Source organism: Pelagibacterium nitratireducens (genome assembly GCF_037044555.1).
GTDB lineage: Bacteria > Pseudomonadota > Alphaproteobacteria > Rhizobiales > Devosiaceae > Pelagibacterium > Pelagibacterium nitratireducens.
In genome coordinates, this window is the sequence record NZ_CP146275.1 from 3,674,379 (window position 1) to 3,695,125 (window position 20,747).

Annotated in this window: 23 protein-coding genes and 1 tRNA gene; 11 read left to right on the top strand and 13 right to left on the bottom strand. The window is 61.7% G+C overall.

Translation table 11 applies throughout. The features are described 5' to 3' along the window. Window positions 1-31: 31 nt before the first annotated feature. The 6 genes from truB to V6617_RS18055 form a co-directional block, all read right to left on the bottom strand. A complete protein-coding gene (gene truB / locus V6617_RS18030; RefSeq protein WP_338608300.1) occupies window positions 32-943 on the bottom strand; it encodes a tRNA pseudouridine(55) synthase TruB in 912 nt (303 codons plus the stop codon). A gap of 14 nt (window positions 944-957) precedes the next feature. Beyond that, window positions 958-1,326 carry a 30S ribosome-binding factor RbfA gene (gene rbfA / locus V6617_RS18035; protein WP_338610767.1) on the bottom strand — a complete coding sequence of 123 codons (369 nt, stop codon included), beginning with the start codon at window positions 1,324-1,326 and terminating at the stop codon, window positions 958-960. 70 nt (window positions 1,327-1,396) lie between these two features. Then, window positions 1,397-2,275, bottom strand: coding sequence for an SDR family oxidoreductase (locus V6617_RS18040; RefSeq protein WP_338608301.1), 879 nt, complete (start codon window positions 2,273-2,275; stop codon window positions 1,397-1,399). Further along, complete coding sequence (gene queG, locus V6617_RS18045) at window positions 2,263-3,384, bottom strand: tRNA epoxyqueuosine(34) reductase QueG (protein WP_338608302.1); 1,122 nt, start codon at window positions 3,382-3,384, stop codon at window positions 2,263-2,265. The genes V6617_RS18040 and queG overlap by 13 nt, the downstream gene beginning before the upstream one ends. Then, window positions 3,381-4,061, bottom strand: a complete 681-nt coding sequence (locus V6617_RS18050; protein WP_338608303.1) for a glutathione S-transferase family protein — start codon at window positions 4,059-4,061, stop codon at window positions 3,381-3,383. Before V6617_RS18050 ends, queG begins: the two co-directional genes overlap by 4 nt. A 190-nt stretch (window positions 4,062-4,251) precedes the next feature. Beyond that, on the bottom strand, window positions 4,252-5,232 hold the full coding sequence (locus V6617_RS18055; protein ID WP_338608304.1) for a complex I NDUFA9 subunit family protein: 981 nt from the start codon (window positions 5,230-5,232) through the stop codon (window positions 4,252-4,254). Window positions 5,233-5,402: 170 nt separating this feature from the next. Here V6617_RS18055 and V6617_RS18060 point away from each other — a divergent pair, with 170 nt between their 5' ends. From V6617_RS18060 to fabB, 9 genes are all read left to right on the top strand, one after another. Further along, window positions 5,403-5,771 (top strand): GFA family protein, encoded by a 369-nt coding sequence (locus V6617_RS18060; RefSeq protein WP_338608305.1) that lies wholly within the window; start codon window positions 5,403-5,405, stop codon window positions 5,769-5,771. Between the two features lie 88 nt (window positions 5,772-5,859). After that, window positions 5,860-5,946, top strand: a tRNA-Leu gene (locus tag V6617_RS18065). A 183-nt stretch (window positions 5,947-6,129) separates the two neighbouring features. After that, on the top strand, window positions 6,130-6,747 hold the full coding sequence (locus V6617_RS18070; protein WP_338608306.1) for a ribonuclease D: 618 nt from the start codon (window positions 6,130-6,132) through the stop codon (window positions 6,745-6,747). A gap of 3 nt (window positions 6,748-6,750) precedes the next feature. Continuing rightward, window positions 6,751-7,425, top strand: coding sequence for a hypothetical protein (locus tag V6617_RS18075; RefSeq protein WP_338608307.1), 675 nt, complete (start codon window positions 6,751-6,753; stop codon window positions 7,423-7,425). Next, window positions 7,412-7,924, top strand: coding sequence for an LptA/OstA family protein (locus tag V6617_RS18080; protein ID WP_338608308.1), 513 nt, complete (start codon window positions 7,412-7,414; stop codon window positions 7,922-7,924). The genes V6617_RS18075 and V6617_RS18080 overlap by 14 nt, the downstream gene beginning before the upstream one ends. Further along, on the top strand, window positions 7,924-8,664 hold the full coding sequence (lptB, locus tag V6617_RS18085; protein WP_338608309.1) for an LPS export ABC transporter ATP-binding protein: 741 nt from the start codon (window positions 7,924-7,926) through the stop codon (window positions 8,662-8,664). Before V6617_RS18080 ends, lptB begins: the two co-directional genes overlap by 1 nt. Before the next feature lie 188 nt (window positions 8,665-8,852). Then, a complete protein-coding gene (rpoN, locus tag V6617_RS18090) occupies window positions 8,853-10,352 on the top strand; it encodes an RNA polymerase factor sigma-54 (protein WP_338608310.1) in 1,500 nt (499 codons plus the stop codon). 189 nt (window positions 10,353-10,541) lie between these two features. Then, window positions 10,542-11,057: a 3-hydroxyacyl-[acyl-carrier-protein] dehydratase FabA gene (gene fabA, locus V6617_RS18095; RefSeq protein WP_338608311.1), complete on the top strand. Its 516-nt coding sequence runs from the start codon at window positions 10,542-10,544 to the stop codon at window positions 11,055-11,057. 47 nt (window positions 11,058-11,104) lie between these two features. Further along, a complete protein-coding gene (gene fabB, locus V6617_RS18100) occupies window positions 11,105-12,331 on the top strand; it encodes a beta-ketoacyl-ACP synthase I (protein ID WP_338608312.1) in 1,227 nt (408 codons plus the stop codon). A 153-nt stretch (window positions 12,332-12,484) separates the two neighbouring features. Here the strand turns inward: fabB and V6617_RS18105 are convergent, their stop codons facing one another. The 7 genes from V6617_RS18105 to ubiE all read right to left on the bottom strand — a co-directional run bounded on the left by V6617_RS18105 (window position 12,485) and on the right by ubiE (window position 18,580). Continuing rightward, complete coding sequence (locus tag V6617_RS18105) at window positions 12,485-13,225, bottom strand: HesA/MoeB/ThiF family protein (RefSeq protein ID WP_338608313.1); 741 nt, start codon at window positions 13,223-13,225, stop codon at window positions 12,485-12,487. A gap of 1 nt (window position 13,226) precedes the next feature. Further along, window positions 13,227-13,958, bottom strand: coding sequence for a DUF2259 domain-containing protein (locus V6617_RS18110; protein WP_338608314.1), 732 nt, complete (start codon window positions 13,956-13,958; stop codon window positions 13,227-13,229). Beyond that, window positions 13,927-14,376, bottom strand: a complete 450-nt coding sequence (gene dut, locus V6617_RS18115; RefSeq protein WP_338608315.1) for a dUTP diphosphatase — start codon at window positions 14,374-14,376, stop codon at window positions 13,927-13,929. Before dut ends, V6617_RS18110 begins: the two co-directional genes overlap by 32 nt. 3 nt (window positions 14,377-14,379) lie before the next feature. Beyond that, window positions 14,380-14,973, bottom strand: a complete 594-nt coding sequence (locus V6617_RS18120) for a hypothetical protein (protein ID WP_338608316.1) — start codon at window positions 14,971-14,973, stop codon at window positions 14,380-14,382. A 72-nt stretch (window positions 14,974-15,045) separates the two neighbouring features. Further along, window positions 15,046-16,269 carry a bifunctional phosphopantothenoylcysteine decarboxylase/phosphopantothenate--cysteine ligase CoaBC gene (gene coaBC, locus V6617_RS18125; RefSeq protein ID WP_338608317.1) on the bottom strand — a complete coding sequence of 408 codons (1,224 nt, stop codon included), beginning with the start codon at window positions 16,267-16,269 and terminating at the stop codon, window positions 15,046-15,048. Beyond that, complete coding sequence (gene ubiB / locus V6617_RS18130; RefSeq protein WP_338608318.1) at window positions 16,266-17,813, bottom strand: 2-polyprenylphenol 6-hydroxylase; 1,548 nt, start codon at window positions 17,811-17,813, stop codon at window positions 16,266-16,268. The genes coaBC and ubiB overlap by 4 nt, the downstream gene beginning before the upstream one ends. Before the next feature lie 2 nt (window positions 17,814-17,815). Then, on the bottom strand, window positions 17,816-18,580 hold the full coding sequence (gene ubiE, locus V6617_RS18135) for a bifunctional demethylmenaquinone methyltransferase/2-methoxy-6-polyprenyl-1,4-benzoquinol methylase UbiE (protein WP_338608320.1): 765 nt from the start codon (window positions 18,578-18,580) through the stop codon (window positions 17,816-17,818). 125 nt (window positions 18,581-18,705) lie between these two features. Here ubiE and mutM point away from each other — a divergent pair, with 125 nt between their 5' ends. Next, the gene (gene mutM / locus V6617_RS18140; protein ID WP_338608321.1) at window positions 18,706-19,569 is read left to right on the top strand and encodes a bifunctional DNA-formamidopyrimidine glycosylase/DNA-(apurinic or apyrimidinic site) lyase; all 864 of its coding nucleotides are present in this window, start codon (window positions 18,706-18,708) and stop codon (window positions 19,567-19,569) included. Between the two features lie 135 nt (window positions 19,570-19,704). Further along, entirely contained in the window at window positions 19,705-19,971 is a 267-nt protein-coding gene (gene rpsT, locus V6617_RS18145; RefSeq protein ID WP_338608322.1) for a 30S ribosomal protein S20, read from the top strand. Window positions 19,972-20,747: the final 776 nt, after the last annotated feature.

Genomic DNA, 20,747 nt, shown 5'->3' on the forward strand with positions numbered 1-20,747 from the left:
GTAAAGAGCCCCCGCGCGGGCCCCGATCCCCTCAGCCCAGAATAACCCGCCTGGGTTTGAACTGGCCCGCCTGGACAAAGCCGAGCGCCACCGCCTCGCCCTTGAGCGATGCCCATGCCTCGTCAAGGGCGATGGGGGCGTCGCGGCCGGTCAACAGCACCGGGTTTCCCAGCCTTATGGTTGCGGCCTGTCGGGCATCGAGACGGATTTCGGGCAGATCGGCCAGCCCGGCGGCAATGGGCAGCAGCAAGCCATCGCGGGCCGGAAGCTCTACGGATTCGATCGTTTCGAGGGTAACGGCGTCAGCATCGGAGAAATTGCCCACCCGGGCGCGGTGCAAAGCGCCGACATGGCCCCTGGTTCCGAGCGCCTCGGCAATGTCGCGGGCCAGGGCGCGAACATAGGTGCCCTTGGAACAGGTGACCGAGAGTTTGCTGCGCTCGGGGGCGTGCGCGATCACTTCGAGGGCGTCGATTTCGACCTCGCGGGACGGCATTTCGAGGGTGTGGCCGGCGCGGGCCAGATCATAGGCGCGCTCGCCGCCGATCCTGATGGCCGAAAAGGCGGGCGGGATCTGGGTGATCAATCCGATAAACCGCGGCAGGACGGCCTCGAGCGCTTGTTCGGTGGGGCGAACTTCGGAGTTGGCGATCACTTCGCCTTCGATATCGTCGGTTGAGGTGGCCTGGCCCCAGACGATATCGAAATGATAGACCTTGGTGCCGTCCTGGACGATGGGCACGGTCTTTGTGGCCTCACCGAAAGCAATGGGAAGGATGCCGGTGGCCAGCGGATCGAGCGTGCCGGCGTGACCGGCTTTTTTGGCGCCATAGAGCCAGCGCAGCTTGCCTACCGCTTCGGTGGAGCTCATGTCATAGGGCTTGTTGAACACAAGCCAGCCGGACAGGTCGCGCTTGACGCGCTTTTTTTGAGCTTGGCTCACTGCACGTCCTTTATTCAGTCTTCGCTGTCGTCGTCGCTCGCCAGATCGCGCTGCACGCGTTCCGAGCGCAAGATCGCGTCGATGCGGCCATATTCGTCGAACGTCTTGTCGACGAAAAAGCGGAACTGGGGCGCGTATTTCAGATCGAGCGCCGGGGTGACGCGGCCACGGATGAACTTGGCGTGGGTATTGAGCGCGGACACCACGTCCTCGGCATTTTCCCCGCCAAGGGGCATGACATAGACATTGGCGAGCTTGAGATCGGGTGTCATGCGCACTTCGGGAACCGTGACGGTAACGGTTTCGAGCAGCGGATCGATGATCTCGTTGCGCGAGAGCAGAGCCGCGATCTCGTGGCGCACACGTTCGCCGACGCGAAGCATGCGCTGGGAGGGAGCCGATGTTGATGCCTTTTTGACCATCCGCGCGAGATAGGGTGCAATTGGCTGCGCGTCAATCGTCACGTTGGCGCAATATGGCCGCATGGCCCTCGCGATAGGTGGGATATTTGAGGCTGTAGCCGAGCGCGGACTTGATCCTGGCGTTGGAAACGCGGCGGTTTCCCGCATAAAAGGTGCGGGCCATAGGCGAGAGATCGGCGTCCTCAAAGGCGATTTCGGGCGGTGGAGCCATGGCGAGCAATCGGGCGGCGTCGGCGATCACGTCCTGGGGCGGGGCCGGCTCGTCGTCGCAGACGTTGAAGATGCCATCGAGGCGCTGGGTGGCGGCAAGGGCGGTGATGGCCCCGATATCGTGAACATGGATGCGGTTGAAGACCTGGCCGGGCTTGACGATTCGGCGCGCCGTGCCCGATCTGAGTTTTTCAAATGGCGAGCGCGTCGGGCCGTAGATGCCGGCGAGACGGAGAATGGCGAGCGGGATCGACTTTTCTTCGGCCAGCGCCTGCCAGCCTGCTTCGGCATCGAGCCGATAGCGGTTACGGGCCGAGAGCGGTTCGGTGGGCGCGGTTTCGTCGATCCACTCCCCCTTGGCGTCGCCATAAACGCCGATTGTGGAAAAATAGCCGATCCATTTGAGATTGGGGGCGGCGCGCAGGTCGGGCGCGTGTTGGGCAAGGACCGGATCGCCATTGGGGCCGGGGGAAATCGAGACCAGAAGATGGGTCGCTGCCTCCAGCGCGGGCTGCAGGGCAGGAGCGGGCGCGGTGCCGTCAAAAATCTGGGCGGCGATGCCCTTTCGGGTCAGGTCGTCGGCTTTTTCGGCGGAACGGGTTGTGGCCGTCACCGAGACATCGCAACCCGAGCGCAGGGCAGTGATTGCTGCCTGCGCTGAATAGCCGGCGCCGAAGACGAATATGTTCAATGGCTCCATTCGGCTCTGACCTCCGGATCGGGTTCGGTTGCAAGTGATCTGGCCCGCTGGGCGTCTGCCTCGCCCTCCCCGGTCAGCTGCCGCAGGGCCCAGATGGCCATGCCACGCACCAGCGGGCTGTCATGGGCGATCAGCCGCTCGATGGCGGCAAGATACGCCGTGTCGCCCGAATTGCCCGCCGCAACGAGGCAATTGCGCAAAAAACGGTCCGAGCCGAGGCGCTTGACGGGTGTCTGGGCGAAAAAATCGCGGAATGCTGCATCGCTCAGAGCGAGCATGTCGCTCAAGCCGGCATTGCGGATGGATTGGCGGGCCGAGAGTTTGGCGTCGCGGGTGGCGCTGGCGAACTTGTTCCATGGGCAGACCGCGAGACAATCGTCGCAGCCGAAGACGCGATTGCCCATGGGTTTGCGGAATTCGACAGGGATCTGGCCCTTATGCTCGACCGAATAATAGGCAAGGCATTTGCGGGCATCGAGGCGGAATGGGGCGGGGAAGGCATCTGTGGGGCAGATGTCGAGGCATTTGGTGCAGGTGCCGCATTTTTCCTCTGCCGGTGTGCTGGCGGGCAGATCGGCCGAAGTGAAAATCGCCCCCAGAAACAGCCACGAGCCCGCATCGCGCGAGAGCAACACCGTGTGCTTGCCCTGCCAACCCAAGCCCGCGGCTTCGGCGAGGGGCTTTTCCATCACCGGTGCGGTATCGACGAACACTTTGACCTCGGCGCCGGTGCGGCGGGCGAGAAGGCCTGCGAGATCCTTGAGGCGACCCTTGATGACGTCATGGTAGTCGCGCATCTGGGCGTAGACCGAGACGTTGGCGAGGGAAGTGTCGGCGAGACGGTCGAGCGGGTTTTCCTCCGGGCCGTAATTGGCGCCCACCATGATAACCGATTTCACATCGGGCCAGAGTGCGGCAGGGGATTTGCGGCGCTCCTCGGTGTCGGCCATCCAGTCCATATCGGCGTGCCAGCCGCTTTGTAGCGCCGATTGCAGCTTTTGCGGCAGGTCGGGGCGGGCATCGGCAGGCGCGATGCCGAAACCGGCAAAGCCCAGTTCGGCAGCGCGGGCGCGCAGTTCGGCAACTATGCTGTCGCCCTTAGCACTCAAAAATCGAGGTCCGCGTAGCTCGTCGAGGCCGGCATGCCCACGATGCGGTCGCCCAGCAGTGGACGGAAAGCGGGGCGCGATTTGATGCGGGCGTACCAATCCTTGATTTCGCCGGCCTTTTCCCAGGCGATGTCGCCCATATAATCGAGCACGGAAATATGGGCGGCGAGTGCAAAATCGGCCAGAGTCAGCGTATCGCCGGCCAGCCAGCGGCGAGTGGCCAGAACCCAGGAAAAATAGGCAAGGTGTTCGGTGAGGTTGGCCTTGGCGATGCGGATGACCGAAGGCTCGGGAGCGCCAGAGCGCAGATCGCGCTTTATGAGCTTTTCCTCGAGAAGATAGGCGGTCACTTCAGGGCCGAGCTTTAACAGAACCCATTCGAGCAGGCGCCAGACTTCGATCTTTTCGCCTGCATTTTCGGGCAACAGGGCCTCGATATGGCCTTCGGGGCCGAAATTGTCCTCGATATGGGCGATGGTGGCCAGAATGCCGACAATAGGCGGAAACGGCTCGTCGAGCATGACGGGGACGGATGCCGCGGGGTTGATTTCAAGAAAATCGGGATCGCGCCGCCAGGGCGCCACGTCGACCAGACCGACATCGACACCGTATTCGGCAAGCATGAGGCGGATGAGCCGGCTTGAGGGATCGAGCTTATGATGCAAAAGCTGGGGCATGGACCAATCATAAAAATGTTGCGGCACCCGATCCAGGTGGAAGCCGGAGGGCCGCAAACCTCAACACGCGATTAGGCCGCGTAAACTGAGGGCCAATCAAGGTGTTTTTGTGCCCAAGCCGCCAAGCCTGCGCGCATTTTTCCTTAACCGGTCAACGATCGGTTAACCGCAACCGGGTCCAGCGAGCCAATCAGCCATTGACCAGCGGATTGATGTGCCGGTCGAATTCGCCATGCTTGCGGAAGCGCCACATATAGGTGGGGAGGATGGCGTCCATTGTGGTGGGCGCGATGCCGAACGCTTCAAGGGTTCGTTTCTGCTTTATCGCTTCGGGCGAGACGACATTGTCGATGCCGAGCTGGATGACCTGATCAGGGGTCAGGAGCGGCCTGGGCAGGAGCGAAAGAACGCTGGCGACCGGCTTTGCGACAAATTCGGGCAAGGGCAGGACAACCCGCTTGCGGCGGGTCTGTTCGAGCACGCGCTCGATCACCTGTTCCATGGTGACGATTTCAGGGCCGCCCAGCTCATAGACCTTGCCGGTCTTGACGGCGCCCTGGGAAGCGAGAGCGATGGCCTCGGCGACGTCGGCTACGTAAACGGGCTGGAATTTTGTATCACGCCCGATCAGCGGCATAATCGGGGACATGCGGGCGATAAAGCCGAACAGGTTGAAAAACCCGTCCTCGGCCCCGAACACCAGGGACGGCCGAATGACAATGGCCTCGGGGAAAGCCTTGAAAACTTCGTCCTCGCCCAGCGCCTTGGCGCGCTGATAGGCCGAGGGCGATTGGGTATCGGCCCCTATGGCCGACATGTGAATGAGGGTGGGCACGCCGGCGTCGCGGGCCGCTTCCGCAACGGCCTTGGCGCCCTGGGTCTGGACGGCGCGGAAGCGCTGCTTGCCCTTTTCGAAAAGAATGCCGACCAGATTGATGACCACGTCGGACCCGCGCACGGCGGAAGCGACCGATTCGGGATAGCGCAGATTGGCCTGGACCGGCTGGATCTGACCGGGGAAACCGAACATGCGCACATGGCCGGCCAGATCGGGGCGCCTGACGGCCACCCTTACCGAATACCCACGCCGCGCCAGATCCTGGGTGAGCTGGGAGCCGATAAAGCCCGAGCCACCGAAGATCGTCGCGATTTTTCTTGTCTTTTCGGTCATGAGAAGGATCCCGCCGCCAAAACGAACGCCTGTGAAGATGGCCCGTTCTAGCCCCGGTGGCTTGCCCATTGCAATCGGTTTGCGACGCGATACGGCTGCATGGGCAAAGGGGATTGACTCTTCAATCCATATGTTCTTGATTTGTTCTTATATTTTCGAGGAGAGTAACAGTGGGTGAACAAACCGAAATTGCTGTTTATGAAGGCAGTTGCCAGTGCGGTGCCGTCCGCTTTACCGCCCGCACACGGCTCGAGGCGCCGTTTCAATGCAATTGCTCGCGCTGCCGGAGGCTGAACGCGGTCATGCATTCGGTGCGGGGGGATGATTTCACGCTTTTGAGTGGCAGCGAGGCGCTGAAAATCTACAGGTTCAATTCCCACACCATCGCGCATCAGTTCTGCACCCAATGCGGTATCCAGCCTTTTGCATCTGGAAGCGATCGGGAGGGCAACACGATCCATGTCATAAACGTGCACTGTCTCGATGAGCCGCGTTATGACAGGAACGCCGTAAGCCACTTCAACGGGTCCGATTTCTGAGCCGCGGCCCGCCGCGCATAAATTGCTGTCGGGCCGGTGCAAGCTGCATTGACAAAGCCCAAAGGGCACTCTAAAGCGTGCCCCCGTTGCCCAGATGGCGGAATTGGTAGACGCGCTAGCTTCAGGTGCTAGTTCCCGAAAGGGAGTGGAAGTTCGAGTCTTCTTCTGGGCACCATCGTTTTTTTTCGGCCTTGCCGAACTTTCCAGAAATATCGGGTTTTATCGGCCGTCCCCTGTTGCCAGGGGAGGCGGGGCGCGATTGGTCGCAGCCCTGCCTTGGGCTGGAAGGTCTAGGCAAAACGCTGCGGGGTGTGGCATCTAGGGAAACCTTTGCCTCTCCCCGGAGTTATGAGACGACATGAGCGTTCGACTGCACAAGGGCGATCTGCCCGACCTTTCCCGCTACACCGGACGGCAGGTGGCGATCGATACCGAGACGATGGGGCTCAACCCGATGCGCGACCGGCTGTGCGTCGTGCAGCTTTCGCCCGGTGACGGCACTGCCGATGTGGTCCAGATCCTGCCCGGGCAGACCGAGGCACCCAACCTTGCGGCGCTTTTGGCCGATGAGACCAAGACAAAACTGTTTCATTTCGCCCGGTTCGACATGGCGGCGCTTTTTGCCGCGTTCGGGGTAATGACCACGCCGGTCTATTGCACCAAGATCGCCTCGAAACTCGTGCGCACCTATACCGACCGGCATGGGCTCAAAGACCTCTCGCGCGAGCTTTTGGGCGTCGACATGAGCAAGCAGCAGCAATCGTCGGACTGGGGGGCGGAAACGCTGAGCCAGGCCCAGCTCGATTATGCCGCATCGGATGTGCTCTATCTGCACGATCTGCGCCGCCACCTGGACCGGATGCTGGCACGAGAGGGCCGGGTGGACATGGCGAAGGCCTGTTTCGAATTCCTGCCCACGCGCGCCCAACTCGATCTCGCCGGCTGGCCCGAGACCGATATCTTTGCCCACAGCTAGCCAATGATCGCGCCCACCGCCAGCGTCCGACACGAGACCTATCTGCGGTTTGCCCGGCACAACCGGCGGATCGCGGTGTTGCGCTGGGTGGTGCCTGTGGCGGGCATCGTTGTTCTGTCGGTGCCCGCGCTCCAGGTTGCCGCCAGCATGGTCGGCGATATCGTGCCGATAGAGGGCATAAGGCTGGAAAACGACACGCTGGTGATCGAGGGACCGCGTTTTGAAGGCCGCACGGCAACCGGCTCGAACTATACGCTGGAAGCGGCTCGGGCGGAGACGCGGGTGGGCAATCTCGATACGGCCGACCTTTACGAGCTTACCGTCGATATTTCCGACGATGACGGCTATTCGGCCCATATCGAATTTGCCTCGGCCGAATGGACGATGAGCAGCGAATACCTGACTTCCAACGAGGATGTCACGGTTTCCGATTCCACCGGTGCGCAAGGTGTTCTGGCTGGGGTCGAAGTGGACTGGCCGGCCCAGATCATCACGTCGGACGGCCCTGTGCGTTTCGCCTTCGATAGCGGCGCGCACCTTTATGCCGATACGATGGAACACGATCTGGACGCTGCGCGCTGGCAGTTTAGCGGCGTCAATCTCGATATGATGCCCCAACCCGATGCCGGAGAGGTGCGGGATCCTTTTGCTGCGGAGACGGACAATGACGCGCTTTAGCCTGGCGATCGCATGTTTCGCCCTTCTTGCCGGACCGGCATTGGCCCAGAGCACGGCCAGCGATCCCGCCGGGTTCGGCGGCCTGGCCGGCGAGGCGGACGAACAGGTCAACGTGACGGCCGACAACCTCGACGTGCTCGAAAACGAAAGTACGGCGCTGTTTACCGGCAATGTGGTGATTACCCAGGGCACGATGGAGCTCGAAGCGCCCCAGGTCGAGACCGTTTACGGCGAAGGCGGGCCTTCGGACCTTGAAAGCTTTTCGGCCTCGGGTGGGCGGGTGAAAATGGCGTTCGACGACCAGACCGTGGAAGCCGATACCGCCGATTACGATTTCGGCGACCGGGTGCTGGTGTTCACCGGCTCGGTGGTGGTGGTCAATGCCAGCGGCACCGTCAATGCCGATCGGCTGGTGATCGACACGCGGGCCGGCACCTCCTCGTTCAGCTCCGCGGGTGGTGGCGGGCGCGTCACCAGCACCTTTACGCCGGGGGGCTGATGGGCGGCATCGACCAGACCGGCTGGCTCGTCGCCCACGGTCTTGCCAAGAGTTTTGGAAGGCGCGCCGTGGTGCGCGACGTCTCGATTGCGGTGCGGCGCGGTGAGGCGGTGGGTCTGCTCGGACCCAACGGGGCGGGCAAGACGACGGTTTTTACCATGATCATGGGACTGGTTCGGCCCGATGGCGGCGAGGTGCTACTCGACGGGCTTTCGATCACCCATCTGCCGCTCTATCAGCGCGGACGGCTGGGCATCGGCTATCTGCCGCAAGAGGCCTCGATCTTTCGCGGGCTGAGCGTGAAGGACAATGTGCTGGCCGTGCTCGAAGGGCATATCAAAAACAAGAAAGAGCGCCATGCACGGCTCGACGAATTGCTCGACGAGTTTTCGGTTTCCCACCTGCGCGATGCCGATGCGCTGGCGCTGTCGGGGGGTGAGCGGCGGCGTGTGGAAATTGCCCGCGCGCTGGCGGCGGACCCCAAATTCATGCTGCTCGACGAACCGTTTGCCGGGGTCGATCCGATTGCGGTGGCCGATATCCAGGGGCTGGTGCGCCAGCTCACCCAGCGCGGCATCGGAGTTCTAATCACCGACCATCAGGTGCGTGAAACTTTCGGGTTGGTGGACAGGGCCTATCTGATCCACGGCGGCAAGGTAATGATCCAGGGCCGGCCCGAGACCATCATGGCCGACCCCGACGCGCGGCGGGTTTATCTGGGCGAAAGCTTCAAGCTCTAGCCTTTGGCACCACTTGGCACGGAAATTGTATGGCATGCCTTGAAGGGCTGTCACAAAGCCGCTAGGTTCGCCCAGTCGACGTCCTTGGTTGTCGCGTGTCCGAACCGAACAACCGTTTCCACTTATTCTGGACACGCTCCGGCGTGGGACGCTTCGATTTGGGGGAATTGAGTGGGAGCTCTTTAGGCATGGCGCTGTCGCCACGGCTGGATGTCCGGCAAACCCAGACATTGACGCTGACGCCGCAACTGATGGCGTCGATCCGGCTGTTGCAGCTGAGCCATCTTGAGCTGAGCGCTTTCGTCGATGCCGAGCTGATGCGCAATCCGCTGCTCGAAAGCACCGATGCGCCCGATGGCGATACGCCCATGGAGCGCGAGCGGGCCGAGGAGATCGACCCCTATCGCGACGTTGTCGACTATTCCGATCATCTGGGCAGCGCAACGAGTATCGCGAACAGTTTCGATACCGAGGCTTCCAACCTTTTTCCCGAGCAGTCAGGGCAGGATTCGCTGAGCCAGTCGAGCTCGTGGCCCGAAGGCAAGGGCGGCGCGTTGGGCGGCGAGGCGCCCGATATCGACCAATATGTGTCTGCCCAGATCTCGCTGGCCGACCATCTGGCCGATCAGGTCAACCTGATCGTAAACGACCCCGCCGAACGGCTGATCGCCCGCAGCCTCGTCGATAACCTCGACGAGCGCGGGTATCTGATGGCCGAGATCGACCAGATCGCCGAGCAGCTCGGTGCCGATGCCGGAACCGTCGAGGCCGTGCTGGGCAAGGTGCAGGGGTGCGAGCCGCTTGGGGTTTTTGCGCGCTCGCTTTCGGAATGCCTGTCTATCCAGCTGGCCGAAAAGGACAGGCTGGATCCCATGATGGCCGGGCTGCTGGCCCATCTCGATCTGGTGGCCAGTCACGATCTGGCGCTGCTGGGCAAAAAGATCGGGGCGGACCGCGAGGATATTTTCGACATGCTGGCCGAATTGCGCGAACTCGATCCACGTCCAGGCCGGGCGTTCGATTTTTCGCCGGTGCAATCGGTGGTGCCCGATGTGTTCGTCAAACGCGGCAATGACGGCGGATGGCAGGTCGAGCTCAATTCCGACGTGCTGCCGCGGGTTCTGGTCAACCGGGTCTATTATGCCTCGATTTCCAAAAAAACCCGCGACCCGGAGGAAAAGACCTTCCTTGTCGATTGTCTCAATACGGCGAACTGGCTTACCAAGAGCCTCGACCAGCGTGCCCAGACGATCCTAAAAGTGGCCACCGAAATCGTCAAACAGCAGGACGGGTTCCTGCGGCACGGCGTTTCCCATCTGCGGCCGATGACGCTCAAGGCCGTTGCCACCGAGATCGAGATGCACGAATCGACGGTGTCGCGGGTGACGGCGAACAAATATATCGCGACGCCGCGCGGGCTGTTCGAGATGAAATATTTCTTCACGACCGCGCTCAATTCCTCCTCGGGCGGCGACGATCATTCGGCCGAGGCGGTGCGCCACCGTATCCGCCAGCTGATCGAGGGAGAAAAGCCCGAGGCGATCCTGTCGGACGACACGATTGCCGAAATGCTCAAGCGCGAACAGGGAATCGATGTGGCCCGCCGGACCGTTGCCAAGTACCGCGAAGGCATGGGCATTGCCTCCTCGGTGATCCGGCGCCGCCAGAAGAAGGCACAGATGGCGTAGAGCCTGTCCCAGCCCGATTGGATCAGGCTTTGGCTTTGTTTTGTCGTGTGACCGAACCGGAAAAGCCTGCAACGTTTCGCCTCGCGGCCCTCCGGGTCCGATCACACTCAAGGTGCATCGGGCAAATGGTCTATTGACCCTCCTAGCGATTGCCCTCTACACAGTTTTTTCCAGATTTGCGGGGAGTCCATGGCAGAACGCGCCCATTCTTACGATTACGACCAGTTGCTGGCCTGTGGGCGCGGTGAGCTTTTTGGACCGGGAAATGCGCAATTGCCGCTCCCGCCCATGCTCATGTTCGACCGCATTACGCGGATCGACGACGATGGCGGGCCACATGGCAAGGGGCAGGTGCGGGCCGAACTCGACGTTTCTCCCGACCTGTGGTTTTTTGCCTGCCATTTCCACGGCGATCCGGTCATGCCGGGCTGCCTGGGGCTGGATGCACTGTGGCAGATGACCGGATTTTTTCTCGGCTGGGGCGGATCGCCCGGGCGTGGGCGGGCGTTGGCGGGTGAGATCAAGTTTACCGGCCAGGTTACAAACGACGTCAAAATGGTCGAATATGGTATCGACATCAAACGCGTCGTACGCTCGCGCCTGACGCTGGGAATCGCCGACGGCTATGTAAAAGCCGATGGAAAGACCATATATGAGGCCAAGGATCTGCGGGTCGGCCTTTTTACGGACATGGGCGCCCTTTAAGTTTCGGGCCGAACTATACGTCTGACAGGAAAGACCAAGGGGCATAAATGAAGCGCGTTGTGGTCACCGGCATGGGGATCGTCTCCTCGATCGGAAACACTCTCGACGAGGTGCTCGACAGCCTTAAAAACGCGCGTCCGGGAATTTCCCGGGCGCAGGATTATGTCGATCTGGGCTTTCGCTGCCAGGTGCATGGCGCGCCCACGCTCGACCCTTTCGAAGTGCTCGACCGGCGCACAACGCGCTTTATGGCCAAGGGCGCTGCCTGGAACTATATCGCCATGCAGCAGGCCATCGAAATGGCCGGGCTCGAGGAAAAGGACGTCAAAAACCCGCGCACAGGAATCGTGATGGGGTCAGGCGGGCCTTCGACCCGGGCCGTTGTGGAAGCGGCCGATATCACGCGGGAGAAAAAAAGCCCCAAGCGCATCGGCCCGCTGGCCGTGCCCAAGGCGATGAGTTCGACCGCTTCGGCAACGCTGGCCACGGCCTATGGCATTCTGGGGGTCAATTATTCGATCTCCTCGGCCTGCGCGACGTCGAAACACTGCATTGGCAACGCGTACGAACAGATTCAGCTGGGCAAGCAGGATATCGTTTTTGCCGGCGGCCACGAGGATTTGGACTGGTCGATGTCGAATTTGTTCGATGCGATGGGCGCCATGAGTTCGGACTTCAACGATACGCCCGAAAAGGCATCGCGCGCCTATGACGCCAATCGCGACGGGTTCGTGATTGCCGGGGGCGCTGGCGTTCTGGTGCTCGAGGAATATGAACACGCCAAGGCGCGCGGTGCCAACATCATTGCCGAGTTGATCGGCTATGGCGCGACTTCGGACGGCTACGACATGGTGGCCCCTTCGGGGGAGGGCGCGATCCGCTGCATGCGCATGGCGCTTGAAACCGTCAAGGCGCCGGTCGACTATATCAACCCGCACGCCACCTCGACCCCGGTGGGTGACCGCAAGGAAATCGAAGCCTTGCGTGAAGTGTTCGGCAATGAGGACAAGTGCCCTCCGCTGTCGGCCACCAAGTCGCTGACCGGGCATTCGCTGGGCGCAACGGGTGTTCAGGAATGCATCTATTCGCTTTTGATGATGCAGAACCGCTTTATCTGCGAGAGCGCCAATATCGAAACCCTCGATCCCGATTTTGCGGACATGCCGATTTTGCGCGAGCGCCGCGACAATGTCGATCTCGGCGTCGTGCTGTCCAACAGCTTCGGCTTCGGCGGTACCAACGCAACGCTGGTGTTCAAGCATATGGATGCTTGATTCGGCCTCACGGGCGGTACCCACGCACGTCATGACGGGCTAAAACCGCCCTATGCCTTTCGCTGGCCTTCCGGCGGGGCGGCGAACGGTCGTCGAGGGTCCTCGCTGCACTCGTCCGCGATGGCAATTGCCCGATTGTAGAGCGGCAGCCCGCTATCTGTAACCCATGATCCGGCTCTCGCCGGTGCGGGCCGAGTAGATCAGCACCTTTCCCAGAAGCGGCTCGCCGAAGCCGGCAAGGTATTTGATGGCTTCGTTGGCCATCATGGTGCCGACGATGCCCGGCAGGACGTTGAGAACGCCGACAAGCTCGCATGGCGGGCTGCCTTCGGGGGTAGGGTCGACGGGGTAGAGGGCTGCAAAGTCGGGCCAATGGCTGCCGTTTTCGCGCTTCAGGAAGGGCGCGAGCACGGTGACCGAACCGTCGAACGGGCCAAGCGCGCCAGTGACCAGCGGGATTTCAAGATCCGCACAGGCCGCAGCCACGGCGCGTTTGGCGGCAAAGCTATCGGTGCCTTCAACGACAAGGTCTGCGCCGGATAGCAACTTTTTTGCGTTGTCGGGGGTGAGACTTTCCACCTTGGCCATCGGCGTGATCTCGGGATTGAGGCGCGCGGCGAAACGGGCGGCCGCGTTGGCCTTGGGGCTGTCCAGATCGGCGTCCGAATAAATGACCTGCCGAGCAAGATTGGAGAGCGAGATCGTATCGGGATCGATGATGGTGAGCTTGCCGATTCCGGCCCCGGCCAAATAGGCGATGACCGGCGCGCCCAATCCGCCGGCGCCGACAATTGCGATATGAGCCGCGCTGAGCCTTTGCTGGCCGGCCCCGCCCATATCCTTGAGGACGATGTGGCGGGCATAGCGGGCCGATTGGGCAGGGGTGAGCGCCACCTTATTCCACGTCTCCCACGGGCAGGGCGATAAAGCGCCGGTCCGGGCCCTCGAACCCATGCGACCAGACCGAAAGGACGGCGACGGACGATGAATTGTCCCAGGAATTGAAGGGGCCGAAGATACCATAGAATTTGTAGGTGATGACGCAATGGCGCGATGCGGGGACGCGCGTGTCGCGATAGATTTCCTCGGTGATGCCGCCGGTTTGCAGGGTCACGGCAACGCCCATCGGGCTGCCTTCAAACAATTCGCAATCCTGACTGGACGGGGCTTTGAAAATATCGAGGTTCAGGGTGTATTCGCCGTCGATTTCGGCAAGGCCATAGCTGGGGATGCCGTACGCGATCGAGAGACCGTCATCGGCCAGCTCGCCGTCGCCGCGAAGAGCGAGAGGAACGGCGGGACGGGAAATTCCATATTCGGTCAAAGCCGATTCGGCATCGGCATGTGCCTGGGCGCGGGCGGCGGCCACTGGAGCCAATTCGGTGTCGATGCGCGTCTCGAAGGGTGCGCCGCCAACGAAACTGTCGGTTGTCAGATCGATCAGGAAGATTTCGGCATAGGCAAAGCCTGAGCCATCCTGAATGCCGAACTGTTCGAAGGCGAAATAGCGACCGTCTTCGGAATAGCCGATGGCATCGAACTGCGCACTCTCGCCGGCGAGGGCCGATGTAAATGCGCCAAGAGCCAGAATGAGACTAGCTGATGCCCGTCGAGCCAAATCCACCATTGCCACGTTCGGTCTCCTCGAGTTCGTCCACTTCGACAAGCGCAATATCGGGCACGGCTGCGATCACCATCTGGGCGATCCTATCGCCGCGCCGGATTTCGAACGGGCCGGTGCCGTGATTGACCAGGATCGCCTTGACCTCTCCGCGGTAATCGGCGTCGACCGTGCCAGGCGCGTTGAGCACGGTAACACCGAGCCTGGCGGCAAGGCCAGAGCGCGGCCGGATCTGGGCTTCGTAACCGACCGGCAGCGCGAGCGCGAAGCCGCACGGCACGAGCCCAAAGGCACCGGGCGCGATGACAAGGGTTTGACCCTCTGCCACCGCAGCCGCAAGATCATAGCCTGATGCACCCTTGCTCTGGCGCGTGGGCAGGGGAAGACCCCGGCCGTGTTCGAGCCATTTGAACCTGACTGTCATGGTCTATTTCTGGACAACCGCGTAGATTTCCTCTGGCATTTCAAGGGTCGCGGCGAACAGGTCCACGAAGGGAATTTCGTAGTTTGCCGACATTCCGTCAGCGGAAATTTCCATATTGGTGTCCACGATAGTGCCGCCGGTCACCGCAATGGTGATGGCGTGGCCCTCAAACATCGAGGTGATCATCGCCTGCATCTGCGGGTCCTGTTCCTCGCCCATGCTTTCATCAAGGGAGGCTGCAAGATCGCCGGTGGGGAAGGTGACGCGCACCTGGCCACCGCCAATGGCTTCGATCAGCGGGCCCTGTCCTTGTTCGTCGCCGAAATCGAGGTCTTCGAAGGCGCCGGACTCAACGACGACGCAATCGATCGCGTCGCCATTCTCGATCAGCTCGCCATCGGCACAGAATTCTTCCTCGCTGCCCTCGGCCTGGGCGTTCATCAATTCGACCATGTCGGCGGCCATGGAGGTGACCATGGTGGCCTCGGCCTCGGTTTCGCTTTGCACGTCGACGGTCATCGAAACGTCCATACATGCAGTGAGCAACAGGGCCAGACCGCTGGCACCGGCCAGACGGGTCATCGTGGTCATGGTCATTGGGTGCATCCCTTCCTCAGAAAATCTGGCGCACTGTGGTCGGAAACGACCCGCTTTTGCAAGACGGCAGGCTCAGTTGCCGCCGGCAAAATGTTTGCCGATGCGGTCGGCGAGTTTTGTAGCCACAGCGGTTTTCGATTGCGGGCCCCAATCATCGGTAACCGTGCCATCGAGAAACAGTATGCGCGTATCGGCGCCACCGAAAACCCCGCTGCCGGGACTCACATCATTGGCGAGCAGCCAGTCGCACCCCTTGCGGGCCAGCTTGTTGCGGGCGTGGGTTTCAAGGTTTCCCGTTTCGGCAGCAAAACCGATAACCAGCGCGGGGCGTTCGCCTGCCGGAAGGTGGGCGACCGAAGCGAGAATATCGGGGTTGGCGATGAAGTCGAGCGCGGGCGCGGTGCCCGACCCATCCTTTTTGAGCTTGGCATCGGCCGGCTGGGCGATACGCCAATCGGCAACGGCGGCGGCAAAGATCGCGGCGTCGGCGGGAAGGGCTGCGGTAACGGCCGCTTCCATTTCGAGCGCCGTTTCAACCGGGATGATTTCGCAGCCCCTGGGCTTTGAAAACTCGGCCGGGCCTGTGACGAATTTGACAATGGCGCCCTGCGAAGCCAGCGCCTCAGCAATGGCAGTGCCCTGGCGGCCCGAGGAGGCGTTGGAAATGTAACGGACCGGATCAATGGGCTCCCGGGTGGGGCCGGAGGTGACGATGACCGTGCGACCTTCCAGGGGGCACGGTCCAGATCCATGGGTGAAGTGATCGGCGATGGCGGCAAGAATATCTTCGGGCTCGGCCATGCGGCCCGCGCCGAATTCGCCGCAGGCCATGTCACCCTCTTCGGGGCCGACAAAGGCAATGTTATCGCGGCGCAAGATTTCGATGTTGCGCCGGGTGGAGGGCGCTTCCCACATGCGCACATTCATGGCCGGGGCGGCGAGGACGGGGGTGATGGTGGCCAGAAGGCAGGTGGTGGCAAGATCGTCGGCCAGCCCGTTGGCCATGCGCGCCAGGATGTTGGCGGTGGCAGGAGCGACAACGACAAGATCGGCCGAGCGGGACAGCTCGATATGGCCAATCTCGGCCTCGCGGGTGAGATCGAAAAGATCGGACAGGGCCGGGCGACCGCAGAGCGTGGAAATGGTCAGGGGGGAAACAAACTGTTTTGCCCCTTCGGTCAGGATCACCTGCACGGTGCCGCCCGCTTTCTGGATCAGGCGGATCAGCGTGATGGCCTTATAGGCGGCAATGCCGCCCGAGATGATCAAGAGAATATGCTTGCCGGCTACACTCACAGCGCGCCTCCCAGATGGGCGATCAGGCTGATGATCGCCAAAACGATTGTCGCAAGGCTCCCCCATTTGAGGATTTCGATCAACGGGTCCTTTTTGTCCTGGCGCAACTGATCGGCCTCGAGCCGGGTCAGGACGCGTTCGGCGCGGCGGCCCAGATCGGGCAGCCGTTTGGCCAGATCGAGCGCCTCGTCGATGGCCTCTTTGGCGATGTCGAGCCTCCCCTGCGGCCCGACGGTGCGGCGCACCCATTCGGACACCACCGGTTCGGCGGCGGTCCACATGTTAAATTGCGGATCGAGCAGGCGTGCCGTGCCTTCGGCCAGCACCATGTTTTTTTGCAAAAGGACAAGTTCGGGCCGGGCGGTCATGTCGAACAGTTCGGTCACTTCGATCAGCTGGGCGAGAACACGGGCCATGGAAATCTCGTCGGCCCCGCGCCCGACCAGCGGCTCGCCGATGGCACGGATCGCCTGGGCGAAATCGTCGATGGTGTGGGTTTGCGGTACATAGCCGATATCGAGATGGAGTTCGGCCACGCGGTAATAATCACGGGTGATGAAGCCATAGAGGATTTCGGCCAGGAAGCGCTGCTCGCGCTTACCTATGCGGCCCATGATGCCGAAATCGACGGCGATGATCCCGCCGGTCTTGGGGTCGGCAAACAGATTGCCCGGGTGCATGTCGGCATGGAAAAAGCCATCACGGATGGCCTGGCGCAGAAAGCTCTGGATGAGGCTGGCGGCCAATTTGGCACGGTCCATGCCGGCCGCTTGGATCTTTTCGACCTCGCGGATGGGGATGGCGTCGATCCAGCCGGTGGTGAGAACCGAACGCCCGGTCTGTTCCCAAAAGACATCGGGCACGCCGAAATCGCCGTCACTGCCCAGATTGTCGGCCAGCTCGGACATGGCAGCCGCTTCCATGCGCAGATCCATCTCGAGCAGGGCCGAGCGGGCCAAAGCATCGACGACCTTTTTGCCGTTGAAGCGCCGCGTTGCCGGCATGAAGCGCTCGGCCACGCCAGCCAAAGCATAGAGCCCGTCGAGGTCGCGGGCGAAGCGCTCGCGGATCTTGGGGCGCAGGAGCTTGACGGCCACCATGCGCTCGCCCTGCGGCGTTTGCAGGCGGGCCTTATGAACCTGGGCGATGGAGGCCGCGGCGAGAGGGGGCGAAATGTCCTTGAGCGCGGCCGCCTTTTCACCCAGTGCTTGGGCCAGAAGACCGGGGACAAGCTTTTCATCGAACGGGGGCAGCGCGTCCTGAAGGGCGGCGAGATCGGAGGCGATTTCAAACCCGATGATGTCGCGGCGAGTGGCGAGGACCTGGCCGAGCTTGACGTAAACCGGGCCGAGCCGGGTCAGGGCATTGGCCAGCCGCGTGACGCGGCCGGTCTTGCGCACGTCTCGCTTCTCGATCAGCCGGGCGATGCCGACCATAAGCTTGGCCGAGGGCGGAATGGGCTGGCCCTCGGCGAGCGAGAACGCTCCCTCGCGGGCCAGAACGAAGCCGGCCCGTGCGAGCCTTAGATAGGTCCCCAGCCCCATGGTCAGAGCTTCCAGCCCCCATGCAATGCAGCGATGTTGCCCGAGAATGCGGTGTGGGTGACGCGCTTGAAGCCCGCGGTTTCGATCATGGTCGAGAAGGTGGCCGGATCGGGGAAGTTGCGAATGGATTCAACGAGATACTGATAGGGCTCGGCATCGCCGGTGACCATCCTGCCCATGGGCGGGATCAGGCGGTCGGAAAAAAGGTCATAGACCTTGTCGAGCACCGGGACATCGACCTTTGAGAATTCGAGCACCAGAAGGCGACCGCCGCGTTTGAGGACCCGGTACGCTTCGGAAAGGGCCTTGTCGATGCGGGGCACGTTGCGGATGCCGAAGGCGATGGTGTAGGCATCGAAACTGTTGTTTTCAAACGGCAATTGTTCGGCGTTGGCCTCGACGAAATCGACATTGGCCGGGTAGCGCCAGGATCTGGCGCGTTCGGCGCCCACAGCAAGCATGTCGGCATTGATGTCGGAGACCGTGACCTTTGCGTAGCCGTGGCTGGCATCGAGGATGCGCATGGCGACATCGCCGGTGCCGCCGGCCATGTCGAGCACCTTGTAATCGCGCGATCCGGAACGGGGCGGAGCGAGGCGGGCGACCATCAAGTCCTTCCAGACTCTATGGATTCCGCCGCTCATCAGGTCGTTCATCAGGTCGTAGCGCGAGGCCACTTTGAAAAAGACATCGTTGACCAGGCCCTGCTTTTCGCCCAGCGGGACGGTGCGCGTTCCGAAATGGGTGGTCTGAGCGTTTTCGGTCATTTCGAGCCTCTCTGCTTGGCTTAGAGCCCGGTTATGGGCTTGGCCGCGCCATAACGCAAGGTGTAGAGCTTTGGCGAAATCGTCGCAAACAATGGCGGCAAAATGTATGGACTTGAGTGAAATTCATGCCTGAATTGCCCGAAGTTGAAACCGTGCGGCGTGGGCTGGCTCCCTACATCGAAGGGGCGCGGATCGAAGCGGTCACGCTCAACCGTCCCGACCTGCGGTTTCCGTTTCCCGAGGGGTTCGTTTCCGGGTTGGAAGGGCACACGATCACCCATCTGGGGCGGCGGGCCAAATATCTGATTGCCACCCTCTCGAATGGCGGGGCGTGGCTGTCGCATCTGGGGATGACGGGGGCGTTTCTTGTCGCCGATCAATTGCTCGAGGAGGCGAGCCGTCTCAACCCAGGCGATTCGAGCGGCAAGCATGTCCATGTGAGGGTCCATCTGGTCCATCCCGCGCGCGGGCGCGTGACTCTATCCTATAGCGACCCGCGCCGGTTCGGGTTCATGGATCTGTTTGCGCCGGGCGCGGCGAACCCCTTTACCGATTCGCTGGGTCCCGAACCGCTGGGCAACGATCTGAGCGCGCCCTATCTGGCCGAAAGGCTGAGAGCCAGGAAGGGGCCGATCAAAACGGCGCTGCTCGATCAGCGGGTGATTGCCGGGCTGGGCAATATCTATGTGTGCGAGGCCTTGCATATGAGCGGGATCGATCCGCGCCGGGCCGGCGGCACTCTGGATGGAGGGGAAATCGAAGAGCTGGTGGCGGCGATCCGGCAGGTGCTGGCGGCGGCGATCGCGGCGGGGGGATCAACGCTTAAAGATTTTGCCAGGGCGGACGGGCAGCCGGGCTATTTCCAGCATAGCTTTGCCGTCTATGGCCACGAAGGCGACCCCTGTCCGCGGCCGGGATGTGGCGGCACCATAAAGCGAATCGTTCAGGCGGGGCGTTCGACGTTTTTCTGCCCAACCTGCCAGCGCTAAAGCGTTTGACTCTCTTTGCCCCGCTCTCTATAGAGCAGCCTTCGCTGGGCGTGCCGCAAGGTGCGCCCGTTCCGGTTGTGCTTGCCCGATGGGTTCAAGCACGCAAGGCACACCGCCACGAGGAATTTCAAAACCATGGCAAATACCCCTTCGGCCAAGAAGGCCACCCGCAAGATCGAAACCCGTACCGCCAAGAACACGGCGCGCCGCTCCCGCGTGCGCACCTATCTGCGCAAGGTCGAAGAAGCGATTGCTTCGGGCGACCAGGCCGCGGCAATGGCAGCGCTGCGCGCCGCCGAACCCGAGCTGCAGCGCGCTGCCGGCAAGGGCGTGTTCCACAAGAACATGGCCGACCGCAAGGTTTCGCGTCTCGCCAAGCGCGTGAAGGCCCTGAGCGCGTAAAGCCGCGGCGGAAACACCTTTATCGATCCTATCGACCCGATCGTGTTTCGGGTTTGAGAACAAGTTTCCAAGGCCCCCGTCGGGGGCCTTTGTCATTTTTGAAACCGTGCCAAATTTGCGTGACATTTCCGTCATGGCAGGGTCACAAAAAGTCCATGCAACGGTCCTGATGACGGGCCGCGGAAAAAATAATCCGTTGAGACTCAAAACGGCCCGAACCGGAATCTGCGAGGAGTCCCATACCCTTAATTTTCCCTTGCGGGGCGGGGCCGGGCCAGCGGAGAGCGCAGGGGACGAGTCAAGCGGATTTTTGACCAAATCGGCGGTTGTGCGCAAAAATTTGACTGTCTAAAATGGCCCCGTTGGATCAGAAAGAGGCTGGCGAGAGACAAGTCTAACGCCTCCTTTTAACGGGTAGACCAAGGGGACAGCGATGAACGGTTTAAATCATTTTCGGCTCATTGCGGGCCGTCATGGTGTGATGACCGTGCATCCCAAGTTCCTGGTTCATCTCTAGACTGACAAAGACGGGATTTCGTCTTTTCCTCTGGCGCGGACGCGCCAATTTCAATTTGTAACGATAGGGTACTGCGCAAGAAATGCTTGCGCGGGGGCGTAAATTTGTTGTCCCGATGAACGGGATGCGACGGGGAAACAGGGGTGCCGCCGGGGTGGGCGGGACGTCACAGCTATAAGAGGCAACAGCAATGGATTCGATCGCGGCTGCGGATCGCGGAACCTGGGGAACAGTTGGAGGCAAAGCGGGCACAGCTCCG